The sequence below is a fragment of the Paraburkholderia sp. SARCC-3016 genome (assembly GCF_031119615.1).
In the GTDB taxonomy this organism is placed as follows: Bacteria; Pseudomonadota; Gammaproteobacteria; order Burkholderiales; family Burkholderiaceae; genus Paraburkholderia.
In genome coordinates, this window is sequence record NZ_JAVHZD010000008.1 from 113550 (window position 1) to 126163 (window position 12614).

Genomic DNA, 12614 nt, shown 5'->3' on the forward strand with positions numbered 1-12614 from the left:
CTAGGCGGCGACACCACCGCGCCGCGCGCCCGCAAAAGCCGCCGTCGACTCGCGCAACACGAGACGCGGCGCAATCACGCGGCGCCGGCCAGGCGGCGTGCTCGACGCGCCGCCGGCAATCCGCTCGATCAGCGTTTGCGCGGCCATGTCGCCGAGCGCCCGCACCGACTGGCCGACCGTCGACAACGCCGGGTAAGTGAAGCTGCCAAGCTCGATATCGTCGAAGCCGATGATCGAACAGTCGCGCGGCACCTCGATGCCGCGCTCGGCCGCCGCGCGCAGCGCGCCGATGCCCATCATGTCGTTGCACGCGAAAATCGCCGACGGCTGGATCGTGTCGAACAGCCGGCTCGCGGCCCAGTGGCCGCCCATCCCCGAAAAATCGCTTTCGACGATCGCCTCGGGCGCGAACTCGATGCCGCGCTCGGACATCGCGCGAATGAAGCCGTGCACGCGCATCGCGCTGACCGCGGTCTCGATCGGCCCCGTAATGCAGCCGATCTTCACGTGACCGAGTTGCAGCAGATGACGCGTGGCCAGATACGCGCCTTTTTCGTGGTCGATCTGCACGAGATCGGCATTCACGCCTTCGATGTTGCGATCGACGATGACGAGCGGTTCGCGCGAATCGGCGAGCGTCTTGGCCAGCACCGCGTCGTCGCCCGCGGATGCGACGATGAGACCATCGATGCGCTTTTCCTGCAGCACGCGCAGGTAGCTGCGCTGCTTCGACGGATCGTCGTCGGAGTTGCAGAAAAACACGCAGTAGCCGTTGCGCGCGCAACCGTCCTCGATGCCGCGCGCGAGTTCCGCGAAATACGGATTCGTGCTGTTCGGCACCACAAGGCCGATCGTCGCGGTCGAACGCGCCTTTAGCGAGCGCGCGACTGCCGACGGCACATAGTTGAGCTGGCGAATTGCGCGTTCGACCTTCGCGCGCACGTCCGCCGAAACGGGCCGCGAGTTGTTCACGACATGCGACACCGTCGTGAACGACACGCCGGCCGCTGCCGCTACATCCTTGATCGTCGCCATAACCTGTTGCTCCCCTGCCTGTTTTCACCGCTAATCGATGCGCATTGTCGCGCCGTACCGCTCGCCGCCCGCACGGCGCCGCAACCGGCACGCCGTCCCGCGGACCCTCGTTGCAATCTGCCGCGCGACGCAACGCTTATCGTACATGCCGCGCGTGGCTTTCATTCGATACAAGTTCTCGCTCAGGCGCTTTTCCCACGCTTTTCATACGCTTCATGCGCGTTTACGACGGCTGCGATACGTGTCGAGAACGACCGCCACGACGATTACCGCGCCCGTAATGATGCGCTTGGTCGGCTCGTTTGCGCCAATCTGCGCGAGGCCCGCCGCCAGCACCGAGATGATCAACACGCCAAAAAACGTGCTGATCACCGACCCGCGCCCACCCATCAAACTCGTGCCGCCGATCACGACAGCGGCAATGACCTGCAGTTCGAGACCGACGCCCGCGTTCGGGTCCGCCGCCTCGAGCCGTGAAATCTGGAACAGCGCCGCGAGCCCCGACAGCGCGCCCATCAACGCAAAGACGATGACCTTGTACGGCCGCGGATTGACGCCCGCGAGTCGCACCGCTTCCTCGTTCGTGCCGATTCCGACCAGATAGCGCCCGAATACCGTGCGCGTCAACACGAGCTGCGCGACGATCATCACCGCGACCGCGATCAGGAACGCCGGCGAGATGCCGAGCGCGATCGGGTTCGACAGGAAGTCGAACGCGTCGCCGATATACGCGGTGCGCGAGTTCGTCATCTGGTACGCGAGGCCGCGTGCCGCTTCGAGCACGCCGAGCGACACGATGAACGACGGAATGCGCCAGCCGACCGTCACCGCACCGGTCACCGTGCCCGTCAACGCGGCGGCGGCAAGGCCGATCGCGGCCGCCAGCAGCGGGCCGAGGCCCCACTTCAGCGACGCGACGCTCACGACCGATGCGCCGAGCGCGAGCACCGAGCCAACCGACAGGTCGATGCCCGCGATGATCAGCACGAAGGTCATGCCGACCGACATCACGACGAGGTCGGGAATCTGATTGGCGATCGTGATGAACGTGTCGTAGGTCAGGAAATGCGAACTCAGCACCGAAAACAGCGCGATCATCGCGGCGAGCGCGCCCGCGAGGCCGAGGTAGTTGGAGAACCCGAGGCGCGTGCCCGCCGGCTTGCCGCTCGCGAGCGCGGCGGACGGATCGTGCGCCACGGAGGGCGATGCGGCGCTCGTGCGACCTGCGCCGCCTGCCGATGTGCCGCTGCCGCTGCCTGGCTCCTTGCTCATTCCGACGCGAGGCCGTTCGATCATGACAGCTCTCCTGCGGCATGAGATTCGTGCGGCGCGAGCATCGCTTCGCGACTGCGGTAGCCGGCAAACGCGGCGGCGAGCAGCGCGTCCTGCGACCACGCATCGCGTTCGAAAATACCTGTCATCCGGCCGGCCGACATCACGCCGATCCGGTCGCAGATCAGCATCAGCTCGCGCAGGTCGCTCGATACGACGACGAGCGCGCGGCCTTCGCGTGCTAGCGCTCCCATCAGCGCGTAAATGTCGAACTTCGCGCCGACGTCGATGCCGCGCGTCGGTTCGTCGAAAAGCAGCACCTTGCAGTCGCGCGCGAGCCAGCGGCCGATCACGACCTTCTGCTGGTTTCCGCCCGATAGCTCGCCGACCGGCTGCGCCGGCCCCGAGGTGCGGATGCGCATCGCGTCGATCTGCTGCTTCGCGAGCGCATTCTCGCGCGCCGTATCGATGATGCCGTGCCGCGCCACACGGCCGATATTGCCGAGCGAAATATTGGCCGCCACCGGTTGCGGCAGCAACAAACCTTCGCCTTTGCGATCTTCGGTGATAAGCGCGATGCCCTGGCGTACCGCATCGGCCGGCGACGCGACCTGCACCGGCACAGGCGGCGTGCCCGGCGATGCGGCTAGCGACACCGTGCCGCGATCCTTCGGATCCGCGCCGTAGATCAGGCGCATCAACTCGGTACGTCCCGCGCCGATCAGACCGCTCACGCCGAAGATCTCGCCCGCGCGCACCTCGAACGACACGTCGCGCACCGCCTGGCCGCGGCCCAGTCCGTCGATCCTGAGCAGCGGCGCGCCGATCCGGCGTTCGCCGAGATCGATGCGCTCGCCGATCTCGCGACCGACCATCAGCGTGACGATCTGGTCGCTCGTCAGATTGGCCATCGCATCGACATGCACGAGCTTGCCGTCGCGCAGCACGGCGATGCGCCCCGCGATGCGCGCCAGTTCCTCGAGCCGGTGAGAGATATAGACGAGCGCGACGCCGCGCGCCTTCAACCGGTCGATCTGCTCGAACAGCAGATCGACTTCGCGCGCGGTCAGCATCGCGGTCGGCTCGTCGAGAATCAGCACGCGGCAGTCGCCGATCAGGTTGCGCGCGATTTCGACCATCTGCTGATGACCGATGCCGAGCTCGCCGACGAGCGTGTCCGGATCGATCGTATCGAGACCGACCTGCGCCATCGCTTCGCGCGCGTCGTCGCGCAGGCGCCGCCGGTCGATCCAGCCGAACGACAGGCCGCCGCGCTTCGGCAGACGGTTCAGAAAAAGGTTCTCGGCAACCGATAAGGTCGGCAGCAGGTTCAACTCCTGCATGACCATGCGCACGCCGAGCGCTTCGGCTTCGGTGCGGCTTGCCGGCGCGTAGGACGCGCCCCCAAGGCGCATCGTGCCGGCGGTGGGCGCGACCAGACCGCCGATGATTTTCGACAGCGTACTTTTGCCCGCGCCGTTCTCGCCGGTCAGCGCCAATACTTCGCCCGCGCGTAGCGTGAGCGCGACATCGGATAACACCGGCTCGGCGTAGGTTTTGCCGATCCCGGTTACGGACAGCACGGCGGACGATGCGTCGTTGTCGGTCGAATCCATTCTGATCAAGGTTCCGGGCTGCCGCGCCGGGTGTCGTTCGCCAGTTGTACAGCGGACGATACGGCGCCGGGCAGCCACGCATGTCATGTCGGCATGCCGCGCGGAAGTCGTGTGTGGTGCACACGACGTAACGCGGACCACGTTGGACGCTTGCTTATGCTGCGCCGCGCGGGCCGTCATGACGCTTAACCTGATAACGGCGCCGCAGCGGATTTCTTTAGCATTTATTGAATTGACGGAAAAACATTCGCGCGTAACGATATTGCACGGTGATTCATGCTTTTCGCATGCACGACGATTTTCCGTCGGGTACTGCACAGGCGGTGCACGAGTGTGCGCGGGGCGCGCATTCCGGACGCGCCCGGTTGCATGCGCCTCCTTTGCATGCCCTTTGCACGCCGGCTGCACGCGCCTACTTCGTCACGAGGTTGACGGGCGTTTCCACCACGCCCGACAGCTGCGACTGCTTCTTATGCTCGCTCAAGGCCTTCAGCGCAGTATCGATGCCGAACACGGCCTGCTTCGCCGCGTACTGATCGGCGGTCGCAAGCACACGGCCGTCCTTCAGCATTGGCTTGATCGCGTTGATGTCGTCGTAGCCGACCACATACACCTTGCCCTGCTTGCCCGCCGCGCGCACCGCCGATACTGCGCCGATCGCCATATTGTCGTTGCCGCACAGCAGCGCCTTCAGGTTCGGGTACTCGTTGAGCATAGCGGATGCAACAGCGTTGCCCTTATCGATTTCCCATTCTCCCGATTGCACCGATACGATCTTCGCGCCGACCTTCTGCATCGCGTCTTTGAACCCCGCCGTGCGCTGCTGCGCATTGGTGGTAGTGGACACGCCTTCGATAATGCCGACCTCGTCGCCTGCCTTGAGCTTCTGCGCCAGATAGTCGCCGACCTTTTGCGCGCCCTTGCGGTTGTCCGGACCGACGAACGGCACATTGAGGTCTTTTGACTTCAGCACTTCGGGATCGAGCCGGTTATCGATGTTGACGACGATGATGCCGGCATCGACCGCCTTCTTGACGACGGGCACGAGCGCCTTCGAGTCGGCCGGCGCGAGCACGATCGCGTCGACCTTCGAGACAATCATCTGCTCGACGATGCGGATCTGGTTCGCCGTATCGGTTTCGTCCTTGATGCCGTTCGTGATCAGGTCGAAGGTGCCGGAGTTGTGTTGCTGATAATCCTTCGCACCGGTTTCCATCGTGAGGAAGAATTCGTTCGCGAGCGACTTCATGACCAGCGCCACCTTTGGCTTTTTCGCGGCCTGCGCATGGGCCGGCAAGGCGGGCAGCGCGATAGCGGCGGTCAAGGCGAGCCCGGCGGCAAGAATGCGGCGGCGGATGCGTTGGTTCATGCGTTATCTCCGGTTGTTGGCAGGCTTAAAGCCTTCTTTATTAAGTTCCGCAAACGTTTGCGGAGCCTATTCTCGATGCATGCGCTTGCCCGTGTCAACGGCTGCGGGTATTGCGCCGCACAGAGCGGGACGAAGGAACGTCGATTCGGGACGTCGATGCGGGACGTCGATTCGGCCGTGTCGACGTGTCGCTCGACGCGGTGGTTGACCTGCCTGCACTATAACCAGTTGGCCCTCTTGAAACGCCACCACAGAAATACATCGATCGCCAGCATGACGCCGATACAGATCGGATAGCCGAATTTGTAGTGCAGCTCGGGTATCTTTTCGAAGTTCATCCCGTAGATGCCGGCGATCATCGTCGGTACCGCGAACAGCGCGGCGAATGAGCCGAGACGCTTGGTTACCTCGTTTTCCGCGAGCGAGATCATGCCGAGGTTGACCTGAACCGCCGTGACGATCATTTCGCGGCGCCCTTCAATCGTGCGCACAATCCGGTCGAGATGGTCGTAGACGTCGCGAAAGTACGCCTGCATGCCTGAACAGATGACCGGAATGCGCCCTCCCGTAAACTTGCCGAGCGCCTCGAGCAACGGTGCGATGTGATGTTCGAGCGTGACGAGCCGGCGCTTCAACGAGTAAAGGTCCTGAATGATCGCGCGCGATGCGGCGAGGCTGTGCCTGTCGAAGATGCGGTCTTCGAGCTGTTCGATCTCGGTACCGAGCGCCTCGAGAATCGGGAAATAGCGATCGACGACGGCATCGGCCAGCGCGTACAGCACGAAGGCAGCGCCCTGCCTGAGCAACTGCGGTTCGCGCTCGCACCGTGCGCGGACCTCCTGAAAGCCATGCCGCGTGCGATTGCGTACCGTGAGCACATAATTGCTGCCGACGAACACATCGACTTCGCCGATCAGGATCTCCCCATCGTCGTCGAGTTCGAGTGTGTGCATGACCGCGAACAGCGACTCGCCGTACTCCTCGATTTTTGGCCGCTGATGGCCGTGGCGTACGTCTTCGACCGCGAGTTCGTGGAGCCCGAACTCATTCTTCATCACGTCCAGTTCGCCGGGCGCCGGATCTTTCAGTGCAACCCAGACGAAGCACTCGGGCTTCGCCACATAGACGCTGATATCGTCGATCTCGATGTCGGCGAGTTTTCGGCCGTCCTGGTAAGCGGCGCAGTTGATCAGCATGGTCAGATACCTTGAAAACGAATATGCGAAAGAGGAATGTGGAATTGTCGGACCGGTAGCCGCTACTGCGCAACGCGCGTAAGTACGATGCGGTGATCGGCGTCGAACCTGACGCTCGCGCGATTCGTGTAACGCGGGTCGGCGGTCACGATGAATTGCAGCTCGCGCACTGGATCGAACTGTGTTGAAACCGCAAGCCGGTGTATGCCCGGCGTCAGGTAGAACACAACGCGTTCGCCATTCATCAGATCGGTGACACGCTCGCCGTCGACATAGACGAGCGCATCGCGAAACCGCACGATGACGTCGTCGGTCCGCTCGCGACGGATTTCGACCGCGACCTTGCCACTGGCAGGCTCCGTATAACCAGGCTTGACGATTCGGTTGGCGGGCACGGCCTTGAACGGCACGGGCTGTGCGGATGTCGCCGCGCACGCGGCCACGCAAACCGTGGCCGCTGCGAGCGCAATTGTGCCGCGTTGACGAATCGAGGGCACCAGTAGCCGCATCAGTCGTCTCCGTTGGCCGAATTTCTGCTCGCTTTCTGCTGTGTGTCTTTTCATTGTCCGTCTGCTGCGTCGATGTTCAACCGCATCGTGCGCAGGACTCGCCTCGGCGCCGGCACTATGCGCCAAACGGGTTCATCACGCGCGCGCCGGTGCCCGCAAAGTCGCCTGTATTGCGCGTGACAACCGTCAGGTTATAGATCAGCGCAGTTGCGGCGATCAGCTTGTCGAGCGAATGCTCGGCGTGCGGCACACGCAAACGGCCCCATGTTTGCGCAACGTCGTCCCCGACTGTCAGGATGTGATTGGCGAACGACTCGAGCAGCGAATTCAGCCATTCTTCCAGCTTGGCCGCCTGCTCGATGTCGCCGCGATGGCGCATCAGGTCGACGCCGCGCCGCAATTCGCCGATCGTGATGACCGACAGGTACAGCCCCAGTTGCTCCTCTTGTGCATGGCTAAAGAATTCGCGCACGCCTGCGTCGGCGCCGCGCTGCTTGCGGATTTCGCTGATTACGTTGGTGTCAATCAAATACACGGTTTCCCTCACCTTCTTCATCATTATTGGCGCGTTCGAAATCGGCGTCGTGACCGACATCGGGCATGCTCATGAGTACCTCAGCAAAGCTGAGCTTTTTCGGGTGGCGAAGCGCTTCCGCCAGGATTTCCCGATGCTCTGCTTCGACGCTGCGGTTATGCGCCGCGGCGCGTATGCGCAGGCGCTCTACGAGCGCCTCTTCCAGACCTCGAACCAGCAGAGTGGCCATGAACATCTCCAGGCTTTGACATGCTATCAATGCTATCACCTCCTTATGAAAACTGAAAGTAATGAGTAGCCGGCGACCGTGCGACGCTTGCGCCGCGCAGTCTTCCGGGTGAAGATCGTTCGGGCGGCCGGCAGCACGCACCCCGCCTTTACGGCAAGCCGTCCGTGCTGTTCGCAGACATCAGTAAGCCATGGTCGACGCGGGGCGAGAAGATCGTCCAGATGGCATATGGATAAGCCGCCCGGTTCGGTGTAACGGCTGGGCGCTCAATGAAAATCAGGAGAAAAGGGAGGCGTCCATGTGGTACTTCAGCTGGATTCTCGGCATCGGCGTAGCGTTGGGTTTCGGCATCATCAACGTGATGTGGCTCGAAGCGAACGGCAAGTTCACGCGCGACGCCACGACCTCCGCGGCGGCCGATGGCGCGCCGGAGCGTGAGCCAGCGCCTGCCGCGCACAAGCCGTTATGACTCGCGTGGCGCCACGCGCATCTTTCGACTGACGCCCGCCGTGCCCTATCTCGTGTTCATCTGCGGCCACGCGGGCACCGGCAAAACCACCGTGGCGCGACGGCTGCTCCGCCCTTTGATCGAGGCGTGCGGCACGCCCTTCTGCCTGCTCGACAAGGACACGCTATACGGCCGCACCGGCGCCGCGACGATGCAGGCGCTGACGGGCGACCCGAACGATCGCGACAGCCCGCTCTACCTGCAGCATCTGCGCGACCCCGAGTACCGCGGCCTCGTCGATACCGCGCGCGACAATCTCGCGCTCGGCGTGAGCGTGCTCGCGGTCGCGCCGCTGTCGCGCGAAGTGCGCGAGCGGCGGCTTTTCGATCGTCAGTGGCTTGGTGTGGAAATCGACGTCAGTATTCGCGTCGTCTGGGTAACGGCAAACGACGACGTTGCGCGCGACCGGATCGCGGCACGCGGCGATCCCGCCGATGCATACAAGCTCGCGCACTGGCAGCAATACCGGCAGCGCCGTTTCGACTGGGCCGATCTGACGCAGGCGCAGCGCGACGGCGTGCTGCTGTTCGACAACGGCACGGACGGCGGCGCGGATTACGAAGCATTGCTTCGGCAAATCGTTGCATAGCGACGTAGCAGGCACCGCCGCGCTCCCGCGCGGCAGCGGCTCGCCGCGCTCAAACCGTCGCCATCGCATCGAGCGGCTGGCCTTCATACAGCTGGCCGAACCGGTTGCCGAGAAAGTCGCGCAGCGGCACCTGCTCCTGCCGAACGAACCCGCTTTGCGGCAGGCGTTGTTCGCGAAACAGATCGAGCACCGCGCACATCGCGCCTGCCGTGGTGATCTGGATTGCACTCATCGGCATGCCGCAGACGGTCTTCGCGAAGATCTTGCGCGTGAAAACTTCCTGCACGAGCTGACCGTCGCGCATTCCCGTCACCGTGATGAATACGAGCACGACATCCTGCGCGGTCGACGGCACGGCGCGGCGCATGATCGACTTCAGCGTGTCGCGGTCGGTCGACAGGCGCAGATCTTCGAGCAGGAATTGCATCAGGTCGCGGTGGCCCGGGTATCGCACCGACTTGTAGTCGAGCGATTCGACGCGGCCCGACAGCGTTTCGCATAGCGTCCCGAGGCCGCCCGAGGTGTTGAACGCCTCGTATTCGATACCGTCGAGCGAAAAATGCTCGAGCCCCTCGAGCGGCTGAACCCATTGCGTGCGGCTGTCCCGAATCGCTTCGCATGGCTGACAATATTCGTTGATCAGCCCATCGACGCTCCACGTGAGGTTGTACTTCAACGCGTTGGTCGGAAACTCGGGCAACGCGCCAACGCGCATTTTGACGTCGCGGATTTCGTTGAAGCGCTTGGCGAGTTCGTGAGCGGCGATGCCGATAAAGCCCGGCGCAAGCCCACATTGCGGCATGAACGCATGCGCGGCTTCGTCGGCGATCGCACGGATCGCGTGCGTCGCGCGCACGTCTTCGGTCAGGTCGAAATAATGAACGCCCGCGCCCTTCGCTGCCGACGCGACATTGACGGCGAGGTAATACGGCAACGCATTGATGAGCACATCGAAGCCCTGCACGGCCGCGCGCAGCGCGGCAGCATCGGCGCAATCGACGCGGCGCGTCGGAATACCTTGCGCGGCGAGCTTGTCGAGGGCGTGCTGGTCGCGGTCGAGCGTGACCACTTCGTAGTCGCCGGTCTCGCGCAGCATGTGGGCGATCGTATGGCCAATCAAACCTGCACCAACGATGGCAACTTTCATGCGCTTCTCCTTTTTTGTGAGTGTCGTGAGCGGGATTCGCGCGCCGCGCGGCTTGCAGCTTTCCGCGCGGCGCCCGGCGGGCAAGCCCTACGAAGAGTTTAAGGAGAAGGACAGCCGGTTCCTACGCACAGAATGCTGCGCAATGACCGCCGTTTTCGTCATTTCGACAACGAATATTGTCGTTATGACGAAAATGTGTAAAAGCGATGTAAATGGCGGCGCGTACCGAGGCGCAAGGTGGCGCATCACCGCGCGGCTGGTGCGCGCCCGAAAAGCGCCTGACCGCCCCGCCCCTAGCCGCGCTCGCCGCCGATCATCCCGCGGTCGATCTTGCGTGCAAGTATGATCGACGTGGTCGTCCGTTCCACGCCCGCGAGACCGCCGATCTGATCGAGCAGTTCGTTGAGCCGGTCCGGCGAATCGGCACGCAGCCACGCGACGTAGTCGAATTCGCCGCTCACCGCGCACAGCAGTTGCACCTCGGGCATCTTCGACAGGCGCTTCTGCACATCGGGCCCGTACTTCGGCGCGATGATGATGCCCACATAGGCGTAAATACTGGCGTCCAGCACGTCCTGGCCGAGGCGCACGCCGTATCCCGCGATCACGTTCGTCTTTTCGAGGCGGGCAATGCGCGCCATCACCGTCGTGCGCGCGACCCCCAGTTGGCGCGCGAGATTCGCGACGCTTTCGCGCGCGTTGTTCTGCAGCAACGCAACGAGGTTGCGGTCGAGTTCGTCGAGTTGATCGAGGCGCGGTGGTCTCATTGAAGGCGGCTTGTCTTGTCGTGTGGTCGTGTTGTCATATTGCCGTGTCGACCGCTCGGTCGATCCGGATACTGCGCGGTTCGCTGATTATGCCCGCGTTCGCGCCGCCCTCAGTCATCGGGATGCGCCGCACAGCAAACAAAGATCGGTATCCGACGCAAATGGACCACGATTTCATGGAGGCGTACCCGGGCAAAATAGATAAGCGTAATCTTCTATCCGGTCGCTTTTATCGCGCGCAGCCCGCTCTGGAGCGGTGCGCGGAATATCCGGCTGCAGCAGGTGTTGTATCGGCACCGCCGCTTATCGGTTGCCCATCCGTTGCGCATGTAGCGCGCATCTGGGCCAGCGCGCGGCCCCACTCTCAACGACCAAGGAGAACCCATGCACGCGACCACGGTCCACCCGTGCGACGAACGCCTGCCCGCGGCCCGTCTGCTCACGCTCGGTTTCCAGCACGTGCTCGTGATGTACGCAGGCGCAGTCGCGGTGCCGCTGATCGTCGGCAGCGCGCTGAAGCTGCCGAAGGAACAGATTGCGTTCCTCATCAGCGCCGACCTGTTCGCGTGCGGCATCGCCACGCTGATTCAGACGCTCGGCCTCGGCATGTTCGGCATCCGCCTGCCGATCATCATGGGTTGCACGTTCACCGCGGTCGGTCCAATGATCGCGATCGGCTCCGATCCACGTCTCGGGCTGCTCGACATTTTCGGCTCGACGATCGCGTCGGGCGTGATCGGCATGCTGCTCGCACCCGCGATCGGCAAGCTGTTACGGCTCTTTCCGCCGGTCGTGGTCGGCAGCGTGATCGCGGTGATCGGGCTTTCGCTGATGGAAGTCGGCATCAACTGGGCCGCCGGCGGCGTCGGCAATCCGGACTACGGCAACCCGGTGTATCTCGGCCTGTCGCTCGCCGTGCTGATGCTGATCCTGTTGATCAACCGCTTTGGCCGTGGCTTTCTGGCGAGCATTTCGGTGCTGCTTGGCATCGTCGCCGGCTTCGCGGTCGCCGCGCTGCTCGGCCGCGTCGATCTCGACGGCGTGGCCGCCGCCCCATGGCTCGGAGCGGTCGTGCCGTTCCGTTTCGGCGTTCCGCACTTCGATCTGTTCTCGATCGCGACCATGACGATCGTCATGTTCGTGACGTTCATCGAATCGACCGGCATGTTCCTCGCGGTCGGCGATATGGTCGGCCGTCCCGTCGATCAGAAAGCGCTCGTGCGCGGCCTGCGCGTCGATGGTCTCGGCACGCTGATCGGCGGCGTCTTCAACGCATTTCCATATACGTCGTTCTCGCAGAACGTCGGGCTCGTCGGCGTGACCGGCATCAAAAGCCGCTTCGTATGCACGACCAGCGGCGCGATTCTGATCGTGCTCGGGCTCGTGCCGAAACTCGCGCAGATCGTCGCATCGATTCCAGCCTTTGTGCTCGGCGGCGCCGGCATCGTGATGTTCGGCATGGTGGCGGCGAACGGCATCAAGGTGCTCTCGGAAGTCGACTTTACGAAGAACCATCACAACCTCTTTATCGTTGCGGTCAGCATCGGGCTCGGACTCGTACCGGTGGTATCGCCGCAATTCTTCGCCAGACTGCCGCCTTCGCTTTCGCCGCTTTTGCACAGCGGTATCCTGCTTGCCGCGGTAGCCGCCGTCGTGCTGAATCTGATTTTCAACGGCCTGCGCGGCGAAAGCGCAGCGCTGCACGACGTGCAGCGCATCAGCCAATAAGAAGTGGCGGACTCGTGCATGCCTGCACGAACCGATGGCTGCAAGCTGACAATTTGCTTCGCGCAGGCTTCACGCGTGCCTGACGAGAAGCCTCAGGCCTCAGGCCTCAGGCGG

Annotated in this window: 13 protein-coding genes; 3 read left to right on the forward strand and 10 right to left on the reverse strand. The window is 63.4% G+C overall.

Features of this window, described 5'->3' with window-relative positions; genetic code table 11:
* From QYH69_RS10310 to QYH69_RS10345, 8 genes are all read right to left on the reverse strand, one after another.
* On the reverse strand, nucleotides 1-1035 hold the full coding sequence (locus QYH69_RS10310) for a LacI family DNA-binding transcriptional regulator (RefSeq protein WP_075157011.1): 1035 nt from the start codon (nucleotides 1033-1035) through the stop codon (nucleotides 1-3).
* A 213-nt stretch (nucleotides 1036-1248) separates the two neighbouring features.
* On the reverse strand, nucleotides 1249-2331 hold the full coding sequence (locus QYH69_RS10315; RefSeq protein ID WP_374992381.1) for an ABC transporter permease: 1083 nt from the start codon (nucleotides 2329-2331) through the stop codon (nucleotides 1249-1251).
* Nucleotides 2328-3923: a sugar ABC transporter ATP-binding protein gene (locus tag QYH69_RS10320; protein ID WP_308831759.1), complete on the reverse strand. Its 1596-nt coding sequence runs from the start codon at nucleotides 3921-3923 to the stop codon at nucleotides 2328-2330. Before QYH69_RS10320 ends, QYH69_RS10315 begins: the two co-directional genes overlap by 4 nt.
* A gap of 412 nt (nucleotides 3924-4335) precedes the next feature.
* On the reverse strand, nucleotides 4336-5292 hold the full coding sequence (locus QYH69_RS10325; RefSeq protein ID WP_308831760.1) for a sugar ABC transporter substrate-binding protein: 957 nt from the start codon (nucleotides 5290-5292) through the stop codon (nucleotides 4336-4338).
* 218 nt (nucleotides 5293-5510) lie between these two features.
* On the reverse strand, nucleotides 5511-6488 hold the full coding sequence (corA, locus tag QYH69_RS10330) for a magnesium/cobalt transporter CorA (protein ID WP_308831761.1): 978 nt from the start codon (nucleotides 6486-6488) through the stop codon (nucleotides 5511-5513).
* A 62-nt stretch (nucleotides 6489-6550) separates the two neighbouring features.
* Entirely contained in the window at nucleotides 6551-6997 is a 447-nt protein-coding gene (locus QYH69_RS10335; protein WP_308831762.1) for a hypothetical protein, read from the reverse strand.
* A gap of 115 nt (nucleotides 6998-7112) precedes the next feature.
* Nucleotides 7113-7532: a type II toxin-antitoxin system VapC family toxin gene (locus QYH69_RS10340; RefSeq protein WP_308831763.1), complete on the reverse strand. Its 420-nt coding sequence runs from the start codon at nucleotides 7530-7532 to the stop codon at nucleotides 7113-7115.
* Nucleotides 7519-7761 carry a DNA-binding protein gene (locus QYH69_RS10345; RefSeq protein ID WP_075158765.1) on the reverse strand — a complete coding sequence of 81 codons (243 nt, stop codon included), beginning with the start codon at nucleotides 7759-7761 and terminating at the stop codon, nucleotides 7519-7521. The genes QYH69_RS10340 and QYH69_RS10345 overlap by 14 nt, the downstream gene beginning before the upstream one ends.
* A 298-nt stretch (nucleotides 7762-8059) precedes the next feature.
* On the opposite strand from QYH69_RS10345, the gene cydX reads away from it, so the two are divergent.
* Together cydX and QYH69_RS10355 are read left to right on the forward strand one after the other, a co-directional pair.
* The gene (gene cydX, locus QYH69_RS10350; RefSeq protein WP_308831764.1) at nucleotides 8060-8230 is read left to right on the forward strand and encodes a cytochrome bd-I oxidase subunit CydX; all 171 of its coding nucleotides are present in this window, start codon (nucleotides 8060-8062) and stop codon (nucleotides 8228-8230) included.
* A gap of 40 nt (nucleotides 8231-8270) precedes the next feature.
* Nucleotides 8271-8858, forward strand: coding sequence for an ATP-binding protein (locus tag QYH69_RS10355; RefSeq protein ID WP_308831861.1), 588 nt, complete (start codon nucleotides 8271-8273; stop codon nucleotides 8856-8858).
* Between the two features lie 49 nt (nucleotides 8859-8907).
* Here the strand turns inward: QYH69_RS10355 and QYH69_RS10360 are convergent, their stop codons facing one another.
* Entirely contained in the window at nucleotides 8908-10005 is a 1098-nt protein-coding gene (locus tag QYH69_RS10360) for a saccharopine dehydrogenase C-terminal domain-containing protein (RefSeq protein WP_308831765.1), read from the reverse strand.
* 293 nt (nucleotides 10006-10298) lie between these two features.
* Nucleotides 10299-10772 carry an Lrp/AsnC family transcriptional regulator gene (locus QYH69_RS10365; protein ID WP_308831766.1) on the reverse strand — a complete coding sequence of 158 codons (474 nt, stop codon included), beginning with the start codon at nucleotides 10770-10772 and terminating at the stop codon, nucleotides 10299-10301.
* Between the two features lie 384 nt (nucleotides 10773-11156).
* Here QYH69_RS10365 and QYH69_RS10370 point away from each other — a divergent pair, with 384 nt between their 5' ends.
* A complete protein-coding gene (locus QYH69_RS10370) occupies nucleotides 11157-12500 on the forward strand; it encodes a nucleobase:cation symporter-2 family protein (RefSeq protein WP_308831767.1) in 1344 nt (447 codons plus the stop codon).
* The last annotated feature ends 114 nt before the right edge of the window (nucleotides 12501-12614 follow it).